Genomic DNA, 21143 nt, shown 5'->3' on the forward strand with positions numbered 1-21143 from the left:
GAAACACACTAAGCCCTTTGATAAAAGGGCTTATTTTTTTGCCCCGAACTTTGCGCGGTAGTAGTCGCGATCTTCAAACCACTCCATGATTGCGATGTTCATGAGCACGAGCAGCATGCCATAGAGGAAATCTTCAAACGGGATGGTGCCGAGACGGAAACCCAGAATCTGCTTGTCGTTGTACCACACCACCGGCGTGTGAAGCAGCCAGCCCGTAAGCACACCGTTGAAGAGAAAAAAGGGCAGCAAGATCACGACGAACGCGAAATAGAATCGCCCCATATACCGTGGCCGGATCTTCAGCATCAGGTAGGCCAGGAACAACGACACGACCACGAACGTAACGCCCGTATACAGCTTGTCCATGTGAAAGATGCCTGCGATGAGCAGCAGGATGATCAGCGCGCTCGAGATCAACTCCTGGTGGGGAAAGAGATAGTCTTTCTCGATCAGATGATTCAAGGCGAAGTAGGTGAATACACACGCGTAGGGGATGCAAATAAAAAACAAGATCTCCTCCAACGGCAGGTTGCCGATGAAGATGCCGCAAAGATATTGAGGGTTGAATCCCCACACACCCAGGTGGATGAACAGGCTATCCCAGATACAAAAGAAAGGCACTGAAATGAGCAATGCGATGCCCAGGTATTTCCATTTCTTGTAGAAGGGAGCTTTGGGCAGGAAGCTGACCAGAAACGGCAACAGGAGGGAAACGATATCGATGGACAGGTATAGGTATCTTGAATTCAAAGGCTATTGGGTTTCTTGGCGTTCTTGTTTATAGGTGAAGTCTTTTGGTTCATATTTTTTGGAGGCAATTAAAAATCCAAACGCTTCGCAGCCCTCCCTGGAATGCTTGCTGTGGTGAATATAGTGTGCGTGGATGATTCGCTGAAGATATTTGCTTCTTTTTTCCGGCCGCCACCGGATGCGTTGGTGCACCAGGATGTCGTGGAAGACCACGTAGAACAGTCCATAACAGAAAATGCCCGTGGCCACGGCCAGCAAATAGGGGTTAAACACCACCTGCGACGCGTAGTAGAACAGGCCGATACACGGTAAGCTAAACACGAGGGCAAACAGATCGTTGCGTTCCAGGGCATGTCCATGCACGGTGTGGTGAGACTTGTGCCAGCGCCATAAAACTCCGTGCATCACATATTTATGGGTGAGCCAAGCCACGAATTCCCACAACAGAAAGGTGCCGGCAATGATGAGCGAGCACAATATCAGGGTGAGGAGATTCATGGGCGATAGTCAAAAATAGCACTTAGCGAGCGCTCCGCAAAAAGGCTGGAACAACGGCCGGAGGCCTAAGGGAATACCGTAGCATACTTCATCGGTAGTTTCCGCGCGCCTGGAAACTTCGCGAATGTGACGGAATTTTGAGAAAAAATCAACGAGTCCGTTCCCATACGGATGGAGTAAACTGCACACGTTTTAGTGGATAAATTTTCATACATTTCCCTACACATTCCGCCCAAAATGGTTTTGAAATTCTTCCGAAAAAATGAACTTGGAACTGCATTGTAAGGCTATGAAAAACTTTTCGTTTTCAGTTGCGACAATGACCCTCATCGCTATCGTCATGCTGACTTCTTCCTGTCGGGAAAAGCTCTCCGCATCGCGTTCAAAAGACTCTGTTGATTACAATCTCCACATCCGGCCGATCCTTTCCGACCGGTGCTTTAAATGCCATGGCCCCGACGCCAATCAGCGCAAAGCCCATCTGCGCCTCGATACACAGGAGGGCGCCCTGGCCGCGTTGAAAGACAATCCCGAAGGTCACGCCATCATACCCGGCGATCCCGAGCATTCCGAGGTATATCTCCGGCTCGTCTCGACAGATACGGCGGAAGTGATGCCACCGGTAAAGTCCAATCTCAAGATCAACGAACAGGAAATCGCCCTCATCAAAAAATGGATTGCCCAGGGCGCCAAATACAAACCCCACTGGGCCTTCATTCCACCCCATAAGACGCCAGTGCCCGAAGTGGACGATGCGGAATGGCCAAAAAATGAGATCGATAATTTTATTCTCGCACGCCTCGAGAGCAACGGCATCGAACCCAACGAACAGGCCGACCCCGCCCGCTTGCTAAAACGCGTCTGCTTCGACATCACGGGCCTGCCACCGACCCTGGCTATGCAAGACAAATTTTTAGAGGATAGCTCACCCGAAGCTTACGACAAGGTGGTCGACGAGCTTTTGAGGCAACCTCAATACGGCGAAAAAATGGCAGCCTACTGGATGGACGTTGCCCGCTATGCCGACTCCCACGGCTACCAGGACGACGGTCTCCGCACCATGTGGCCCTGGCGCGATTGGGTCATTCATGCCTTCAACGCCAATTATCCCTACGATCAATTCATCACCTGGCAACTGGCCGGGGATCTTCTGCCGAATCCCACCAAAGAACAACTGCTGGCCACGGGGTTCAATCGCAATCACAAGATCACGCAAGAGGGCGGTGTCATCGACGAAGAGTACCGCATTGAATATGTGACCGACCGCACCAACACCTTTGGCAAAGCCTTTCTGGCCCTGACGTTCGAGTGCGCGAAGTGTCATGATCACAAATACGATCCCATCCTTCAAAAGGATTATTACAGCACGTTCTCGTTCTTTAACCAGGTACCCGAAAAAGGACTGGTAGGCGACATCACGCTGGCCTCTCTGGCGGATCCCCCGAACATGAAGATCACCACCGCCGACGTGGAGAAGATCCTCACCTTCATCAATAAAAAAGATACCGCGACCGTCCCCGTCATGATCATGGCCGACAGACCGGAAAAACGGGCAACCTATCTCCTGAAACGGGGTGTTTACGATGCTCCGGGCGATAGGGTATACGTTGGTCTGCCCAAAGCCATCCTGCCGTTCGACTCCGTGCGCTATGGCAACAACCGCTTGGGCTTGGCCCGATGGCTCACCGACAAGAATAATCCGCTCACCGCGCGCGTCTTCGTAAACCGTATGTGGCAGGAATTTTTCGGACGCGGACTCGTGAAAACTTCCGGCGACTTTGGCATGCAAGGTGAAATGCCGTCCCACCCCGAATTGCTCGACTGGCTGGCGCTTGACTTTATGGACCATGGATGGGACATCAAACGACTCATCAAACAATTTGTCACCTCAGCAACCTACAAACAATCGTCGGTGGTGACGGAGAAGAAACTGGCGGTAGATCCCGAGAATATTTTGCTGGCGCGAAGCTCGCGGGTGAAAATGTCGGCGGAGGTTATTCGCGACCTGGCGTTGGCCAGCAGTGGTCTGTTGGTGAAAGAGATCGGCGGCCCGAGTGTGAAACCTTATCAACCGAAAGGGATCTGGGAATCGTCTACCTCCGGTCGCGGCGTGTTGGCGCGATACGTGCAGGATCACGGCGACAAATTATACCGGCGAGGATTGTACTGTTTCATCAAGCGCACCGTGCCACCCCCCAGTATGCTGGTTATGGATGGCAGCAATCGCGACCAATGTGAAGTGAAGCGCATGCGCACCAACACGCCCCTGCAGGCACTGGTACTGTTGAACGACCCGGTAGTGCTGGAATCGTCGAGGGTCTTTGCCGAGCGATTGGCGCAGAAAAATTCTACGATTGAACAAAAGACCATTGAAGCGTTCCGTTCCATCGTGGCGCGCGCGCCAAAACCGGAAGAGCTGAAAGTGCTGTTGACGTATTACGAAGAAGAGAAGAAAGGCTTTGATCAGTCGCCGGAGAAAGCGAAGGAGTTTATTGCCGTGGGAGAATACCCGCAGACAGAGATCAAAGACGTGGCCTCGGTGGCGGCCCTGATGCAGGTAGTGCACACGATTTTTAATTTGGAGGAATCCATCACAAAAGTTTGAGGTATGGAAAATGAATTTTTAAAGCAACGCTTCCACATCACCCGCAGACATTTCTTAGGGAAGATGAGTCTTGGGTTGGGCTCGGTGGCACTGGGCTCGTTGCTGATCCCCGACCTGTTCAAACCCGGCGCCGACGAAGGGGCGATGTTAACGGGCCTTCCCCATTTCGCCCCCAAGGCCAAACGCATTATTTATCTTTTTCAAAATGGCGCGCCCTCGCAGTTGGAGAGCTTCGACTACAAGCCGCTGCTGAATAAAATGGCCGGCCAGGATCTGCCCGCGTCCATCCGCATGGGCCAGCGCCTCACGGGCATGACCTCGGGGCAAGCCAGCTTTCCCCTGGTGGGCTCGCATTTTTCGTTCAAGCAATACGGTCAGTCCGGCGCATGGGTAAGCGAGATCTTCCCCAACATGGCCAAGATCGTCGACGACGTTTGCTTCATCAAGACTATGCACACCGAAGCCATCAACCACGATCCGGCGTTGACTTTCATGCAGTCGGGGGCACAGCAAGGCAACCGCCCCAGCATGGGCGCCTGGCTGAGCTATGGGTTGGGCAGTGAGAATAAAAACCTTCCCGCTTTTTGTGTCCTGCTTTCCCGTGGCCGCGGCAACGGTCAGGGGGTTTACTCGAAGCTGTGGTCCAACGGATTTTTAGATAGCATCCACCAAGGCGTTCAATTTAGTAGCAGCGAAGAACGCGTGTTGTACCTGAAAGATCCCCAGGGAAGAGACCGCAACGGCACCCGCAAAATGCTGGACAACCTCGCCGAACTGAATGGCATGAACTATCAGGAGTTTGGCGATCCGGAAACACAAACGCGTATCCAGCAATATGAAATGGCCTACCGCATGCAAACCGCGGTACCTGAACTTTCCGACCTGACCCAGGAGCCGGACCACATCATCAAGATGTACGGTGCCGACTGCCTCGTGCCCGGTACATACGCCTCCAATTGTTTGCTGGCGCGGAAGCTGTCCGAGTCGGGCGTGCGCTTTGTGCAATTATACCACCAGGGCTGGGATCAGCACGGCAACATGGTGGGCGAAATGCCCTTGCAAGCCGAAGATGTTGACCGCTCTACCGCCGCACTGGTGATGGATTTGAAACAACGGGGCCTGCTGGACGAGACCTTAGTGATTTGGGGAGGAGAATTCGGACGCACAAACTATTGCCAGGGCAAGCTGAGCAAGGAGAACTATGGACGCGACCATCACCCCCGAGCCTACACCATCTGGATGGCCGGTGGCGGTGTGAAGCCTGGCCTGGTCTATGGAGAGACCGATGAATTTGGTTACAACATCGTGCGCGACCCCGTGCACGTAAACGATTTTCATGCCACCGTCCTTCACTTGATGGGACTGAACCATGAACAACTCACCTATAAACACTTGGGTAGACGATATCGCCTCACCGACGTAGCCGGTAAGGTGGTTTCGGGAATACTGGCTTGAACCGCTCATGGAGAGACTACAGCGCATCATCCTGAATATCATTTTTTGTATCCAGGTCCTTCTGATTTTTTTGTTGTTTTTCGAAGACCAAATACAACTCCCGGCCTGGCTGCAGGTGGCGGGTCGCATGCATCCGTTGGTGTTGCACATTCCGATCGGTATGATGATCTTTTTGGTGGCGTTGATCTTGCTGGAGAAATGGCTGGATCAGGCCGTTGCCCCCGTGATCATCAACTTCGGGCTCATCCTAACCTCGCTGTCGGCTTCCGTGACCGCCCTGTTTGGATTTTTTCTGAGCCTTCAGGGCGACTATGGCGCCGAAGCACTCACGCGTCACAAGGTGAGTGGCGTGTTGTTGAGTTTCTTGTGTTATTTAATCGTCTTGTTATATCAGCAGAAAAAACGCCAATCCGTATTTTTTGGAGCGGGCCTGGTGTGTTTCGTCACCCTGGTAGTGGCCGGTCACACCGGTGCCATACTCACCCATGGCGAAAACTTTGTGCTGGCCCCGATGACCCACGATAAAAAGCCGGTGTTAACGGTAGAGACGGCGTCCGTCTATCACTTCGCGGTGGAACCGATCCTGGAAAAGAAGTGCTTCTCCTGCCACAACGAATCGAAGGCCAAGGGTGGACTCATCATGACCACGGTAGAGAAGTTCAAGGCCGGCGGAAAAGAGGGCACAGCCTTCACCGAGGGCCATCCCGAGGCGAGCCGTATGATCAAGGCGTTCTATCTTCCCCTAAGCGACGACAAACACATGCCTCCCGATGGCAAGCCCCAACTCACATCCCTCGAGATCACCACCCTCAAAGCATGGATAAAGGCCGGGGCCGACTTTGACAAAAAGCTGGCCGAGTACAAAACGAGCGACTCACTCACTTTCATCACCACCGCCTTTGCGTCGTCCACGCCAGACCAGGAAAATCAAGTGCTGTATACTTTTCCGGGATTGTCCGATGACAAAGTAGCCAAGCTCAATACGCCATTCCGGTCGGTGTTTCCCCTGTATCAAAACAGTCCCGCGTTGCAGGCCGATTTTTTTGTAAAGAAAGCATTTGAAGTAAAAGCGGTGGAGGAATTGAAAGCGGCGGCCAATCAATTGGTCGTGGTGAACCTTTCACGGATGCCGGTAACCGACAAAGAGATCCCGCTGCTGGCGACCTTCAAAAATCTGGAGCAATTGAACCTGAACTTCACGGCCATCACAGGAAGCACGCTTGGCGAATTAAAAGCGCTTAAGCATCTGAAGCTCCTTTCCCTTTCGGGAACGGCCATAAAGGCAAAAGACCTCGCACCGGCATTGGACGCGCCGGCCTTGCACACGGTGTATCTGTGGAACACCGCCGTGACCGACGCCGAAATCGAAGCCTTTCAAAAAGAACATCCGAAGATCACCCTGATAAAAGATTCCTTCCACGACAATACCATCCTGCGACTCAGCAAACCCTCACTCGAAAACGAGGGCGTGGTGAAACGAAACGGCAAGGTAACCTTAAAACACACCATGCCCGGCGTCACGATCCGGTATACCCGCGACGGAACGGTCCCCGACAGCGTGAAAGGCACGGAGTTTAAAGAACCATTCCCCGCCACGGAAACCTTTGTAGTAAAAGCACAGGCCTGCAAGGCCACATGGTTTTGTAGCGAAGTATATGAATCCACAGTATTTGTGGAAGGCATTCATCCCGTAAAAATGGAATTCTTCAACGAGCCCGATCCGCAATATCCCGGCGAAGGCGTGACAAGCCTCATGGATCACCGGAAGGGTGTGAGTGACGTGTTGAAAGAGCCGTCGTGGCTGGCCTATCGAGACAAACCGTTTGCAGCCGGATTTTGGTTTGATAAAGAGTTTCCAAAAAGCATGGTGTTCAGCTACGCCAGGAACCTGGGTGCATTTAGTTTTCCCCCCACCGGTATAGAGGTGTGGGCGGGTAAGGATGAGAAGGATGCCAAACTGATCCAACGCATCAAAATAGATCAGCCGAAGGGTTACGATCCCAACAAGGTCGCGGCCCTGACCATACCCTTGTCACCCCATCCCTATGCGTTCTACAAGATCGTGGCGCACCCGGTGGCGAAACTTCCCGCGTGGCACGACAGCAAGGGGGAGAAGGGCTGGGTGTTCTTCGACGAAGTATTTTTTTATTGAACTACCCCAAAGCATTCTTGAATACGCGTAGAACACGTTCGCGCGCGAAGGCGTGGTCGACTATGGGTCTGGGATATTTTTCGGATTCGAATTCGGGGACCCATTTTTTTATGTAGGCCATTTCTTTGTCGAATTTTTCGGTTTGCAACTGAGGGTTGAAGACACGAAAATACGGGGCAGCATCACAGCCGGATCCCGCGGCCCACTGCCAGCCGCCGTTATTCGCGGCAAGATCGTAGTCCAATAATTTTTTCGCAAAGTAGGCCTCGCCCCAACGCCAGTCAATGAGGAGGTGTTTGGTGAGAAAGCTGGCCGTGATCATGCGCACGCGGTTGTGCATGAACCCCGTAGCGTTCAATTCCCGCATGCCAGCGTCCACGATAGGGTAGCCCGTTTTGCCTTCGCACCAGGCTTCAAACTCTTGTGGGTCGTTGCGCCAGGCGATGCGATCGTAGGCGGGCTTGAACGAATGCTCTTGTACCTGCGGAAAATGCCAGAGGATCATTTGGTAAAATTCGCGCCAGATCAGCTCATTCAACCAGGTGGTATTTTTTTGCATACCCAACTGCGCCAGCTTGCGGATGCTCACCGTCCCAAAGCGCAGATGAACGCTCAACCGTGTCGTGCCCCTCAAAGCAGGAAAGTCGCGTTGAAGATCATATTTCTCAATGATGGTTCGTTTGACAACGCGTTCCGGAAAATCAATAAACGATGGTGTGAACCCCAAATGCTCGAGCGTGGGGAAAGGAAGCGTTTTTGTTTTGAGAAAATTCGAAAAGTGTTTTTCCGTGGGATACTGCTTCAGGTGAAGCGGTGATAACGTTGCCTTCCACTTCCGGCTGTAGGGCGTGAAGACCGTGTAAGGCGATCCGTCGTCCTTAACAACTTCGCTCTTTTCGAAGATCACCTGGTCTTTAAACGTTTTAAAGGGAATACCTTTTTTCTGTAAGATACTGCTGACTTGCGCGTCGCGTTCCCGGGCATAGGGCTCGTAGTCGTGATTCGCGTAAACAGCCTTTGGGTTGAACTTTGCATACAGCGTAACGGGGTCGCCATGCAACACCAGCAGCGAACTCCCCAATGCTTCCAATTGCGTTTTTAAAATCTCTAGTGACTGGTGTATGAACGTGACGCGCGCATCATCGCGGTCATCCAGTTTGTCAAGGATCACCGTATCGAATACAAAAACGGGAAGCACATCCGGATTCTCCTTCAAAGCATGAAACAACCCGGCATTATCTTGCAACCGAAGGTCCCTCCGATACCAAAACAATGTCGTGGACGATGTGATCAATGTGGCGGGAACTTCGAATGTGGTAGCCTTCACGAAAATCGTTTTTCTTCTAACAGACAATGGGCGAAGTGGTTTGAAATTTCATTTGCGCTTCGCCCTGAACGTGCCGTTGGGTTGAATAGAAACCAATTCACGCGCTTTTCCCGAAGCATCGACTTCAAACTTCACCTGGAAACCTTCCAGTATTTTGATCTTGAATTCGTTGGGTTTGGTGGCCGCTAATTCGTATTCCGGCTGACCGGGCACGAACAGGTAGAGTTTGGAAGTCTCTTTGATGTATACGCGGGCCACGTTCCCGCCAAAGTCATAGTCGCCGGTATAGTTGGCCAGTGTGGGAGCCGGTACATCGAGCGGTTGCCATTTTCGTTTGAAGACAATGTCTTTCACCGCGGGCTCCAGCCGCACTTGGATTTCGTCGATGGTACCGTCCAGGCCTGTAATAAATTGAAATTTTTCGCCGTCGAAATATTTTTCGTTCGTCGACCGGAAAATATCGTAGTGATAATGTTCAAGTTTAGTTTTCAATCCGTGTACATCTGCGGTCAGCGCAGTGCCATCCGAAGTGATCTCCACTACACCATAGGCAGGATGTTCGAACTTTCCGACAAAAGCTGTCAGCGGATGCGACGGATGAGTGTCCTTCACACGATTTTGGTCGTCCTCTTCTTTTTTGATGCGTGCTTGAAGATCTTTGTTTTTATTTCTTTCGTTTAGAAAGCGCGTGTTCCAATCCACGACCGGGAGCCCCAGCATTCTGTCCAGTATGTTATTGCGAATGATAGCGGGTACGGTAGAGGCATTCATGTTGCTGAGCACGACCACCCCGATGGAATCTTTGGGCATGAAACACGTGCTCGCCGAAAAGCCGTCGATGTTGCCCCCGTGGTCGACGCGCACGTGGCCGCGGTAGGCGGTGATCATCCATCCTAATCCATAGGTATTGTAAAACGACTCGTCATACTGCACAGGCACCTGCGCAATGCCGACCATCGTAGGCGTTTGAAGCTGCCGGACGCTGTTTTCAGAAATTATCTTTTTGTTGTTGTAGCGGCCACCGTTAATGAGGGCCATCAGCCAGTGACTCATGTCATCGGCGCTGGAGTTGATGGAACCTGCCGGTCCGAGCGCGTCGATGTTCATATAAGGCATGACGCGTATCGTGTCATGTTGCTCACGATAGCCCGTAGCAAAATCGGTGGCACGTTGCAGGTCGTTTATGGAAAAGTTAGTAGACGTCATTTCCAGCGGAACCAGGAAGCGATCGCGCGTGAAATTCTCCCACGATTGTCCGCTGACCTTTTCCGCCAACAGACCGGCCGTCATGAACATCAGGTTTTGATATTGATAGGTAGAACGGAACGGCTTGCTGGGTTCCAGGTAGCGCAGCCGTTCATAGAGCTCTTGGCGGGTATAGGTCGAGCCATACCACAACATGTCGTGCCGTGGCAACCCCGAGCGATGGCAAAGAAGATCGCGTGGCGTGACATTAGCCGAAACATAATCGTCCTGGAGTTTGAAATCCGGCAGATAATCTCTCACGGGTTTATCCAACGCCAACTTGTCTTCTTCTTCCAGCAGGCAAAGCCCCGCGGCCGTAAAAGCCTTTGTACACGAACCGATCGCAAAAAGGGTTTGCGGCGTTACAGGAAGCTTTCTTTCTGCGTTTCGGTAACCATATCCTTTCGACAACACCACTTTATTTTTATAAACGATCGCCACCGAAATGCCCTGCGCCTTCCAGTCGTGCATGACGGAGACAACGTACGCATCGAATCCTTTTAATTTTTTGTCGAGATCTTTGTTTTGACCAAACGCGATCGTGCCTGGCGTCGCCAGGATCAGGAGGCATAGAATGTGTCGCATAGAGGGAGAAGGTTGGTCTCTCTAAAATAAGAAATTGACACTGGTAAAGAAAGGTCAGGCGGCGATTTTGTTCAGCTCCGGATGATTCAGGATGAGCTTGAACCAGGCAGTGTATGCCTCGGGATGCTGCTTCACAGCCTCACGCAATAACGCAAGGCTCATAAATTTCCACTCCTCCACTTCGTCTTTGTTCACCACGGGCTCGCCATCAAAGGTGCCTACGTAGACATGATCATATTCATGCTCGACGAGGTTGTTGTCGAGAGCGGCACGGTAAATAAATTTATAGGCAAACTCCGGTTGCAGATCGATGCCCATTTCTTCTTTCAATCGCCGGCGTGTGGCGTCGGCCATGGATTCGTCCGGGAGGGGATGGCTGCAGCAGGTGTTGGTCCAGAGGCTTGCGCTGTGGTATTTGGTCGGGGAGCGCTTTTGCAGCAAGAGCTCACCTTTGGTGTTGAACAGGATAATGGAAAAAGCACGATGTAAAAGTCCCTTGCGGTGGGCTTCCATTTTTTCGAGCGTGCCCACGGCGTTGTCGCGCTCATCTACGAGGATCACCTGTTCCATCAGAGCCAATTCAATTGATGTTTCACATACGAATAGGCAAGGAGGGTAGCTTTTTGGGGTTTCGGTATCCGGATACGGCTGCGCATAACAATGTGTGACGGCGTGTTCTTTATTTTTCTAAACAACGCAAGGTAATATACATACGCCACATAGACACCGAAACGGGCCGACCGTGGCAATTTTTTTATACCCACATAGGCTTCATCAAAATCCCTCCGGATACTGTCCTCAATTCGCTTTTTACAGGGCTCGTCGAAGTGCTCCAGGTCCACGCCCGGGAAATAGACGCGGCCCATCGCTGCATAATCCGACTGGAGGTCGCGCAGGAAGTTCACTTTTTGAAACGCGGCTCCCAGCCGCATGGCAAAGGGCTTCAGGTCGTGGAACATTCGTTTGTTGCCATGGCAGAACACGCGCAGGCACATGAGGCCCACCACCTCGGCCGAACCCAGCATGTACGCCTGGTAGGCCTGTTCATCGTAAGTGGTCTTGTAAAGATCCATTTCCATGCTCTTCAGGAATTGGGTGATCAATTCGTCTTCTATGCCGTACGCATTCACCGTAAACTGAAAGCTGTTGAGAATGGGATTGAGACTGATTTTCTCCCGCACAGCCCGAAAGGTGTCGTCTTTGAACCGCTCCAGCAATGCGCGCTTATCAAAGTCATGAAAGGTGTCCACGATCTCGTCGGCAAAGCGGACAAAACCGTAGATGGCATAGATGGGGTCTTGCAATTCCCGGGCAAGGCAGCGAATGCCCAGCGAGAAGGAGGTGCTGTAGGCCTGCGTGGTGAGGCGGCTGCAGCGAAGCGAAACCTGGTCGAACAGCTCCTTCATAAGTCAATTTACTTTAGAAAACCCCGGGTGCCTCCTGATCAGTTCCCGGGCCACCACTTGCCCCGAAATAATAGCCGGAGGCACACCCGGCCCCGGCACGGTGAGCTGGCCCGTATAAAACAAGTTGTCCACTTTTTTGTTGACGATCGACGGTCTCAACGTTGCCGTTTGCAGCAACGTGTTGGCCAATCCGTACGCGTTGCCCTTGAACGCGTTGTAGTCGGCAACAAAATCGCGATGCGCATAACTCTTCTTGAACACAAGATATTCACGAATGTCCTGACCGGTCAACTTCTCCAGCCGTTTCATCACCATCTGGAAATAGTGCTCGCGAATTTCTTCCGAATCATCTAAATCGGGCGCAACAGGGATAAGAATAAAGAGGTTCTCACAACCTTCCGGTGCCACCGTGGGGTCGGTTTTGGAGGGACATGACACGTAGAATTGAGGTGCGGCCGGCCACTGCGGATCATCGTAGATTTGGGCCGCGTGTTGTTTGAAATCCGCATCGAAAAATAAAGTGTGGTGCCGCAGGTTGTCCATCTTCTTGCGAACACCCAGATAAAAAATAAGACACGACGGCGCCATCACCCGCTTCTGCCAGTAGGCTTCTGAATACCGTCGATAGGGTGCCGGCAATAAATGCTGCTCCACATGATGATAGTCCGCGCCGGCCACCACATAGTCATACGGCTGAAATGTTCCGTTCACCACCAGGCCTTTCGTCTTTGTCGTGTTCATCTCCAACTGCTCAACGTTACGGTTGTACAAAAATTTCACACCAAGCGAAGTGGCTAGCGACACCATCCCCTCGATCACCTTGTGCATGCCCCCCAGGGGATACCACGTGCCAAGCGCCATGTCGGCGTAGTTCATCAGGCTGTAGAGTGCCGGCGTTTTTTCAGGCGCGGCACCCAGGAACAAAACCGGGAACTCCAGCAGCTGGATAAGTTTGGTGGATTTGAAATATTTTTTGATGTAGGACGAGATCGATTCAAACACGTGAAGTTTGAATAAGCCTTTCATCAGTGTTACGTCGAAAAATTCAGTAAACGATAGCCCTGGTTTGTATACCAGGTCGTGCATGCCGAGGTCGTATTTGAATTTGCTTTCCGCTAGAAATTTTTTCAGCTGCTCACCACTGCCCGGTTCGAGGGATTCAAAAAGGACGCGCAAGGCGTCGGCGCCCGCAGGAACATCCAGCGTGTCGTGCCCGTCATAGATAATGCGATAGGAAGGATCGAGGCGTACGAGGTGATAAAATTCGTCGACGCGTTTTCCGAAATGCCGGAAGAAGGATTCGAACACATCGGGCATCCAATACCAACTTGGACCCATGTCGAACGTGAACCCGGCTTCATGAAATTTTCGTGCCCGGCCGCCGGGAGAATCATTTTTCTCGAGCACGGTAACGTCAAACCCTGCCTCCGCCAAAAAACAAGCCGCCGAAATTCCAGAAAAGCCCGAACCGATAATGCCTACGCGGCGCTTCTCCATATATGAAATCCCTTCCGGGAAGTTAATTCACACGTCGCCGCAAGACGCGACTAATAGCCATGCAAGCGCTTCTGAATTTCCTTTCGGGCGTGAAAGATCCTGTTTTTCACCGTGCCGATGGGAATGTTCAGATGGGCTGCAATTTCGTGATATTTATATCCGGTCGTGTGCATCTTGAAGGGTGTGAGCAATTCCTCCCTCAAGTGATTCACGTTGTTCCAGATCTCCCGGAATTCCATGCTCTCCTGCGGCCGGTTAAAGGTATGCTCTTCTTCGACATTCAGAAAGTACAGGTCTTTGGTGGTATCGTGTGAAGTTTTTGTACGTTGATTTTTCCGATAGTTGTTGATGAACGTGTTGCGCATAATGGTAAAAAGCCATCCCTTCAAATTGGTGTTGTCGCGAAACTTGTCGCGGTAGGTCAGGGCCTTCAGGATCGTGTCCTGAACGAGATCCAGCGACTCGTCACGATCGTGTGTGAAACGGCGTGTGAAGGTTTGAAGGGTGCTGCGCAGTCCGGCTATTTCGTGGGTGAATTCGAGGGTTTTCATTTGGATTGTGTTTAAGTAAAGGTGAATCAAGTTTAAACAAACGTACCCAATGCAAAGAATTGACCAATAATTCTGTTTAATGATAATATAACGATATTAAACAGAATTTCTCGGTCAAATGAATTTCACCCTTTAATAAAAGGCTCAAAAACGGGGGTATCAGCCCACTGGAAGGAAAGTATTACAGAAACAACCGTAGTTCTGCTGCCGTGGAAAAAGTCTGCACATTGGCGATCTTTTGGCCTTTAAAACGCTGTATTTGGAGGCCAGACACAAGAATTGGGCTTAACGGGAAATCCTTTGTCAGACGCTGTAAATAGTCCTCCACAGGGGTGTTGGGGACGGATGTTATGCTGCTGAGCAAAATATCGGGCTGGTGTGTGGAATACACAGAGATGAGGTCCTCATGTGGAACATTTTGCCCAAGATAGTAGGTGCGATACCCACTTCTCCGGGTGAGGAAATGGTAGAAAAGGAGGCTCAGTTCGTGCATTTCGCCCTCGGGCAAAAAAAGCAGGATCTTCCGGGCCGATTTCGGTGGCAGGGGCAATCCGTCGATGGCTACGATGATCTTTTGCCGGATCAGGTTGGAGATGAAGTGCTCGTGGGCCGGCGTGATGTTATGCGTCTGCCACAAAATGCCAATCTTCTCCAGGAACGGATAGATGATTTCCGTTACCGATTTTTCGAAACCATAGCGGAGGATGAGATTGTTCAGGATCTTCTCGAACAATTCCTCCTCCATGTCGATCATAGCCACCACCAACTGATCGATGTGCACCATCGCGTCGTTGTTCAGTTCGCTAAGTTGGAGCACCTTGCGGTTCATGTCGTCCAGCGACATGTCGGCAATTTTAGAGATTTTGATGCCGTTGTTGTTGAGCAACGAAACATTGATGATCTTTTTCAGATCTTCGTCGGAATAGAAGCGGATGTTGGTGGCCGTTCGGTTGGGGGCAATGATCTTGTGACGCTTCTCCCAGATGCGGATGGTGTGTGCCTTGATTCCTGAAAGCTGTTCGAGTTCTTTTATAGAATATTTACCCATCGTCCAACCTTTACTCTCCTTTAACCGGCCCGTGCGGAAATTGTTTTTTGACAAGCGGGGAAATCATACTTTTATTCTTCATGGCTCCTGATATTATAAAAATAGGAAAAGATTGGTTCTCGTCCAGAGGATGGAAAGTGTTTCCTTTCCAGCAAGCAGCGTGGAAGGCTTACCTGAACGGGCAGCACGGTCTCGTGAACGCGCCCACCGGCAGCGGGAAAACCTATTCGCTGATGGTGCCATGCCTGCTGGAATTTATCCGCGACCATCCCAACTTTGCCTCACAAAAGAACAATGGCCTGCAGGTGATCTGGATCACACCCATCCGGGCACTTTCCAAAGAGATCGAACTTTCGGGCAAACGCGTCATCGAGGGGCTGGGCTTGCCCTGGAAAGTGGGTGTGCGCTCGGGCGATACGTCGGTGAAAGAGCGCGCAAAACAAAAAGAAAAACCGCCGGAGTTGCTCATCACCACACCCGAAAGCCTGCACCTGCTGCTGGCCCAAAAGGGCTACCCCGAATTTTTCAAGAACCTGCGCGCCATCATCGCCGACGAGTGGCACGAACTGATGGGATCAAAACGCGGTGTGCAAGTGGAGCTTGCGCTTTCGCGATTGAAGACCATCTCACCACACCTGAAAGTATGGGGCATCTCCGCCACCATCGGCAACATGGACCAAGCGCTGGAGGCGTTGCTGGGAAATTATTATCATGAAAAAAATTACACCATCGTCCGCTCCGATCTGGAAAAGAAGGTGGAAGTGGTTTCCCTCTTACCCGAAACGCTGGAGAAATTGCCCTGGGCTGGGCACTTGGGCATTCAACTCTTGCAGAAGGTCATCGACATTGTGAAGACGAGCACGACCACGCTCATCTTCACCAACACGCGCTCCTTTGCCGAGATCTGGTACCACCGCATGCTGGACAAAGCACCGGAGCTGTCGGGTCTCATCGCCATGCACCACGGCTCGATCAGTCAGGAGATCCGCAATTGGGTGGAGGAACAACTTCACGAAGGAAAGCTGAAAGCCGTGGTGTGCACCTCCAGCCTCGATCTCGGCGTGGACTTCCGCCCCGTGGAAACGGTCATTCAAGTGGGTGGACCAAAAGGCGTGGCTCGTTTTCTTCAACGCGCCGGCCGCAGCGGCCACCAACCTGGCGCCACCAGCCGCATTTACTTTGTGCCAACCCATTCGCTGGAGCTCATGGAAGCTGCCGCCATCCGCGAAGCCATCACCCGAAAGATCGTCGAGGATCGGTTGCCCTACATCCGTTCTTTCGACGTACTCATCCAATACCTCGTGACACTAGCCGTCTCCGATGGATTTTATCCCGACCAGATCTACGCGGAGATCAAAAACACGTTCTGCTATCAATCCGTGTCCGAAGACGAATGGCATTGGCTCTTGAATTTTATCACCACCGGCGGTGACTCGTTGCAAGCCTATGATGAATACCGCAAGGTGATCATCTTGCAGGGATTGTATAAAGTGGACAACCGCATGATCGCCATGCGCCACCGCCTTTCGGTGGGCACTATTGTGGGCGACAGTTCCCTGTTCGTGCGTTTTGTGTCGGGAAAATACCTGGGCACCATCGAAGAATATTTTATCTCGCGTCTCAATCCCGGGGATGTCTTTTGGTTTGCCGGCCGGAACTTGGAGCTGGTGCGCATCAAAGAGATGGAGGCGCAGGTGCGCAAGTCGAATAAGAAGTCAGGCGCAGTGCCCTCCTGGCAAGGCGGGCGCATGCCGCTCTCGTCGCAAATGAGCGAGATGATTCGCGTGAAGCTGGACGAAGTGGTCCGGGGCGTGGAGAAGGACGACGAATTGATTTTTTTAAGACCGCTTTTTCAATTGCAAAAAGACCGCTCGCATCTGCCGGCCAAAGACGAATTTCTCATCGAATATTTCAAAAGCACCGAAGGCTATCACGTGCTCATGTACCCGTTCGAAGGACGTTTTGTGCACGAAGGCATCGCCGCCCTCATGGCCTACCGCATCGCGCAGATCCAACCCATCACGTTCTCGATTGCCATGAACGACTACGGCTTTGAATTGCTTTCCGACCAACCCATTCCCATCGAAGAAGCGGTGGAGACCAATGTGCTGGGGGTGGAGGATCTGCTGAAGGACATCCAAGCGAGCATCAATTCTACCGAGATGGCGCGGCGCAAGTTCCGCGACATCGCTGCCATATCGGGGCTCGTGTTCAAAGGCTATCCCGGCAAGCCGGTGAAGGACCGGCATCTTCAATCCTCGTCACAACTGTTTTTCAATGTCTTTCACGATTATGAAGCGCACAACCTGTTGCTGCAACAGGCCTTTGAAGAAGTGATGGATTTTCAATTGGAGGAAGCGCGGTTGCGCAGGGCCTTGGAGCGTATCGCGCATCAAAAAATTATCATTACCCGCCCGGCCATGCCCACACCCTTTGCCTTTCCCATCATGGTCGACCGCATGCGCGAGAAACTAACCTCCGAAAAACTGGAAGACCGCATCAAGCGCATGGCCCTTCAGTTCGACACAGACTAGTGGACGAACTCAGTGAACGCGAATAGCGTATGAGATCTAGAAAATAGAGCGGAACACGAGGAACAATGTGCCGGCCATGATCATCACCACAGGCAACGTAAGGAACCATGCAATCAGAATATTGCGCACCGTATCGGGCTGCAAGTTCTTCACACCGCGGTTGGCCACCATGCTACCGGCGATCCCCGACGACAACACGTGCGTGGTGCTCACGGGCAATCCGAAATAAGATGACAAGCCAATAGTGCTGGCCGCGACAAGCTCCGCGCTGGCACCTTGGGCATAGGTGAGATGTTCTTTGCCGATCTTTTCCCCCACGGTTTTCACAATGCGTTTCCAACCGATCATCGTGCCCAGACCCAGCGAAAGCGAGATCATGAGAAGAACCCAGGTAGGGGAGTAGTCGGTGGCCTTGCGAACATTTTTAAGTTCGTCTTTCAACGATTTCTTTTCGGCTTCACTGAGTTTCACATCTTCTTTTTTCGAGATGGATGTGAGTTCGCGATCCATGATCATGATGTCTTTTCTGACCTGGAAACGTTCGGTTTTCGGTATGTCATGAATGTCGCTCAGCGTGGCAAAGCGCAGCTTTAACCGATCGTTAATCTGTTTGGCCTCGTGTAAATTCCGGCGATCGGTCAAGGACAAATGAGAAGAGTCGATACTGGAGATGACTTGTTCGATCTTGGTAAGCGATCCAGGCAACTTTGTGGGAGAGAAGGATTCGTCCAAAGCAAAATAGGCCGGCACCACGCCAATGAGAATGAGCATGATCAGACCAACACCCTTCTGACCGTCGTTGGAGCCGTGAAAGAAACTTACGAGTGAGCAGGTGAGTACCAGTATGCTCCGGATCCAAAGCGGCGGTGGCTGATTTTTCTTTGGCTCCTTGAACAAGCTGTCGCCATAGGAAGTTTTCTTTGTAAACGTTCGGATCAGGTACATCAAAATGATGGTCATCGAAAACCCGAACAGGGGAGAGATCAATAGGGAAATCCCGATCTCCTGTGCCTTTCCCCAGTTAACCGCATCGCCAGAAGCCTCGGGCAAAAGCGAATAGGCCAATCCAACGCCAAGGATAGAACCAATAAGGGTATGCGAGCTGGAGCAGGGAATGCCGAAATACCAGGTAAGTAAATTCCAAAAAATGGCCGTCATCAGAAGGGCCATCACCATGGATATGCTGTGAGCGATATTTTGATCGACCAGGGTCTCCACCGGCAGCAGGTTGATAATGCCTACCGCTACGGCGATACCGCCCCAAAAAACACCAATAAAATTGCAAAAGCCCGACCAGATCACGGCCACCCAGGGCTTTAGTGAATTGGTATAGATCACCGTGGCCACGGCATTGGCCGTATCATGAAAACCGTTAACAAATTCGAAGGAGCAGGCAGCAATAAGGCAGATGATAAGCAGGGCTGAGTACGCGAAGTCTAATTCGAACATAAACCTTTTATTCCGTGTGCAATCTAGGGTGAATTCCCGTCCACAATGTTATCGCTATGTTAACTTTTTTTTCTGAAAACCTCCGAATTAGTCCCATTTGGCTGGTTTTCAGCGGATTGGCAAAGGCTGTGCGGATTAATTTTTGATTTACTAGATTGACCCGGTCATGGAAATGGAGATTTTAGGAGAGCGCCTCAAACTATACCCCCAAAAGGCGGTTTTTTGGCCTGGAAAAGACATACTTTTTGTTGCCGACCTACACGTGGGCAAGATCAATCATTTTCGCCGGTCGGGCATACCCCTGCCGGTAAAAGCGAACGATCGAAACATCGAGCTGTTGATGGACCTCATTCAGGCCACCCATCCCAAACGGGTCATTTGCCTGGGCGACCTTTTTCACAGCCACTACAACCCCGAGTGGGAAGTGTTTGGTGAGGTGGTCAAACATTTCAACAACATTTCCTTCGAATTGGTCATGGGCAACCACGACATCATGAGCGAGATCCAATACAGTCGTAAAGGCATCCTGCTCCATGACGAGCTCCGAATCGATCCGTTCATCTTTACACACCATCCCATGGAAGAAGTGGAGGAAGGGGCCTACAACCTTGCCGGTCACATCCATCCCGGCGTCAACCTGAGGGGCAAGGGCCGACAATCGTTGACATTGCCTTGTTTTTATTTCGGATCTTGCGCCGGCCTGTTGCCCGCCTTCGGGATGTTTACGGGACTGGCCCGCATCCATCCGAAGAAGAACGACAAAGTGTTTATTATTTTGGAAGATAAAATCATGGAAGTAAGTCCAACGTAAAGCGCTCACCTGAATCGAACCTATGCAGCATAAAAAACTAAATTCCTCAAAATCGCCTCAATCGTTCAAAACGTCGCGTTGGCTCATACTTGTATTTTTATTTGCGGGCTGTCACGCCTGGTCGCAAGATACCACAAGGCTCTCGCTCCTTTTTGCCGGCGATGTGATGGGACATGACTCCCAGATCGCTGCGGCCTACGACGCCACAAAGAAGACCTACGACTACACGGCCTGCTTCCAGTACATAAAGCCTTACATCGAATCGGCCGATCTGGCCATCGCCAACCTGGAAGTGACCTTGGGCGGACCGCCTTACAGTGGCTACCCGCAATTCAGCTCACCCGACCAACTCGCCGTTACCCTGAAAGACGTTGGCTTTGACGCCTTGGTCACGGCCAATAACCATTGCGTTGACAGGGGCAAGAAGGGGATAGAGCGCACCGTGGCGATGCTCGACAGTTTCAACATCCCCCACACCGGCACATTTTACGACACCGTTTCGCGTCTCAACGACTCGCCCCTCATCCTGGAAAAGAATGGCTTCACCCTCGCGCTCCTCAACTACACCTACGGCACCAACGGCATTACCGTTCCGAAAGGCAAGATCGTGAACCTGCTCGATACCGCCGTGATCCGCCAGGATCTTCTCAAGGCCCAGTCGTTGCACCCCGACGCCATCATCGTGTTCACCCATTGGGGAATAGAATATCAGAACCTTCCGTCGAAAATACAGAAAGACCTCACCGACTTTTGTTTTGCCCACGGTGCCCGCCTGGTCATCGGCGCCCACCCACACGTGCTCCAGCCGATGGAGTGGCGAAAGGAAAAGAATCAATTCGTGGCCTATTCGTTGGGAAATTTCGTTTCCGGCCAACGGAAGCGCTACACGGATGGCGGTGGCATGGCCTACCTGGAGCTCTCCAAGATCACCTACAAACCCGACAGTGCCATCACCACCATCGACAGTGCGGCCTACGGGCTCCAATGGATCTACCGTTCAGCCGAAGCCCACAAAAATTATTACATCATCCCTGTGCAACCCGGCGACAAAGCGGCCCTGGAAATTGTGAAGACGCAGACCGCGCGCGATGCCTATCGCATCTTCGTGGAGGATTCGCGCCAGCTTTATAAAAAGCATAACAAGGAAGTACCCGAGCGAGCTGGATTCCCGCCGACGCCGCCCCCTGCAGAGATTCCGACAGAACAGCAGCACTGACGGATAGCACAGAT

The 21143-nt window shown here is 51.8% G+C and carries 16 protein-coding genes; 6 read left to right on the forward strand and 10 right to left on the reverse strand.

Annotated features, from left to right (window positions below; genetic code table 11):
- Nucleotides 1-30 precede the first annotated feature (30 nt).
- Entirely contained in the window at nt 31-750 is a 720-nt protein-coding gene (locus tag D4L85_RS20210; protein ID WP_119756007.1) for a lycopene cyclase domain-containing protein, read from the reverse strand.
- Between the two features lie 3 nt (nt 751-753).
- The gene (locus D4L85_RS20215) at nt 754-1248 is read right to left on the reverse strand and encodes a sterol desaturase family protein (protein WP_119756008.1); all 495 of its coding nucleotides are present in this window, start codon (nt 1246-1248) and stop codon (nt 754-756) included.
- A gap of 319 nt (nt 1249-1567) precedes the next feature.
- Here D4L85_RS20215 and D4L85_RS20220 point away from each other — a divergent pair, with 319 nt between their 5' ends.
- Genes D4L85_RS20220 through D4L85_RS20230 form a run of 3 tightly spaced genes read left to right on the forward strand, consistent with a single transcriptional unit; the run spans nt 1568 to nt 7460 of the window.
- On the forward strand, nt 1568-3853 hold the full coding sequence (locus D4L85_RS20220) for a DUF1553 domain-containing protein (protein WP_418219834.1): 2286 nt from the start codon (nt 1568-1570) through the stop codon (nt 3851-3853).
- 3 nt (nt 3854-3856) lie between these two features.
- Nucleotides 3857-5308 carry a DUF1501 domain-containing protein gene (locus D4L85_RS20225; RefSeq protein ID WP_119756010.1) on the forward strand — a complete coding sequence of 484 codons (1452 nt, stop codon included), beginning with the start codon at nt 3857-3859 and terminating at the stop codon, nt 5306-5308.
- Nucleotides 5309-5315: 7 nt separating this feature from the next.
- Nucleotides 5316-7460: a c-type cytochrome domain-containing protein gene (locus D4L85_RS20230; protein WP_119756011.1), complete on the forward strand. Its 2145-nt coding sequence runs from the start codon at nt 5316-5318 to the stop codon at nt 7458-7460.
- A 1-nt stretch (nt 7461) separates the two neighbouring features.
- Here D4L85_RS20230 and D4L85_RS20235 read toward each other — a convergent pair whose 3' ends face one another.
- The 7 genes from D4L85_RS20235 to D4L85_RS20265 form a co-directional block, all read right to left on the reverse strand.
- Complete coding sequence (locus D4L85_RS20235; RefSeq protein ID WP_228450546.1) at nt 7462-8787, reverse strand: cryptochrome/photolyase family protein; 1326 nt, start codon at nt 8785-8787, stop codon at nt 7462-7464.
- A 48-nt stretch (nt 8788-8835) separates the two neighbouring features.
- The gene (locus tag D4L85_RS20240; protein ID WP_119756012.1) at nt 8836-10617 is read right to left on the reverse strand and encodes a serine hydrolase; all 1782 of its coding nucleotides are present in this window, start codon (nt 10615-10617) and stop codon (nt 8836-8838) included.
- 54 nt (nt 10618-10671) lie between these two features.
- On the reverse strand, nt 10672-11187 hold the full coding sequence (idi, locus tag D4L85_RS20245) for an isopentenyl-diphosphate Delta-isomerase (RefSeq protein ID WP_228450955.1): 516 nt from the start codon (nt 11185-11187) through the stop codon (nt 10672-10674).
- Entirely contained in the window at nt 11187-12023 is an 837-nt protein-coding gene (locus tag D4L85_RS20250; protein ID WP_119756013.1) for a phytoene/squalene synthase family protein, read from the reverse strand. Before D4L85_RS20250 ends, idi begins: the two co-directional genes overlap by 1 nt.
- Before the next feature lie 3 nt (nt 12024-12026).
- Complete coding sequence (locus D4L85_RS20255) at nt 12027-13520, reverse strand: phytoene desaturase family protein (protein ID WP_119756014.1); 1494 nt, start codon at nt 13518-13520, stop codon at nt 12027-12029.
- Between the two features lie 50 nt (nt 13521-13570).
- A complete protein-coding gene (locus D4L85_RS20260) occupies nt 13571-14071 on the reverse strand; it encodes an RNA polymerase sigma factor (RefSeq protein ID WP_119756015.1) in 501 nt (166 codons plus the stop codon).
- A 181-nt stretch (nt 14072-14252) separates the two neighbouring features.
- On the reverse strand, nt 14253-15119 hold the full coding sequence (locus D4L85_RS20265) for a MerR family transcriptional regulator (RefSeq protein WP_160143874.1): 867 nt from the start codon (nt 15117-15119) through the stop codon (nt 14253-14255).
- Nucleotides 15120-15199: 80 nt separating this feature from the next.
- Between D4L85_RS20265 and D4L85_RS20270 the strand changes: the two genes are divergently transcribed.
- Complete coding sequence (locus tag D4L85_RS20270) at nt 15200-17653, forward strand: ligase-associated DNA damage response DEXH box helicase (protein ID WP_119756017.1); 2454 nt, start codon at nt 15200-15202, stop codon at nt 17651-17653.
- Between the two features lie 36 nt (nt 17654-17689).
- Here D4L85_RS20270 and D4L85_RS20275 read toward each other — a convergent pair whose 3' ends face one another.
- Complete coding sequence (locus tag D4L85_RS20275; protein WP_119756018.1) at nt 17690-19102, reverse strand: inorganic phosphate transporter; 1413 nt, start codon at nt 19100-19102, stop codon at nt 17690-17692.
- A gap of 172 nt (nt 19103-19274) precedes the next feature.
- Between D4L85_RS20275 and pdeM the strand changes: the two genes are divergently transcribed.
- Together pdeM and D4L85_RS20285 are read left to right on the forward strand one after the other, a co-directional pair.
- Complete coding sequence (gene pdeM, locus D4L85_RS20280) at nt 19275-19913, forward strand: ligase-associated DNA damage response endonuclease PdeM (RefSeq protein WP_160143875.1); 639 nt, start codon at nt 19275-19277, stop codon at nt 19911-19913.
- A 22-nt stretch (nt 19914-19935) separates the two neighbouring features.
- Nucleotides 19936-21129, forward strand: coding sequence for a CapA family protein (locus D4L85_RS20285; RefSeq protein ID WP_119756020.1), 1194 nt, complete (start codon nt 19936-19938; stop codon nt 21127-21129).
- Nucleotides 21130-21143 lie beyond the last annotated feature (14 nt).

The sequence above is a fragment of the Chryseolinea soli genome (assembly GCF_003589925.1).
Taxonomy (GTDB): Bacteria; Bacteroidota; Bacteroidia; order Cytophagales; family Cyclobacteriaceae; genus Chryseolinea; species Chryseolinea soli.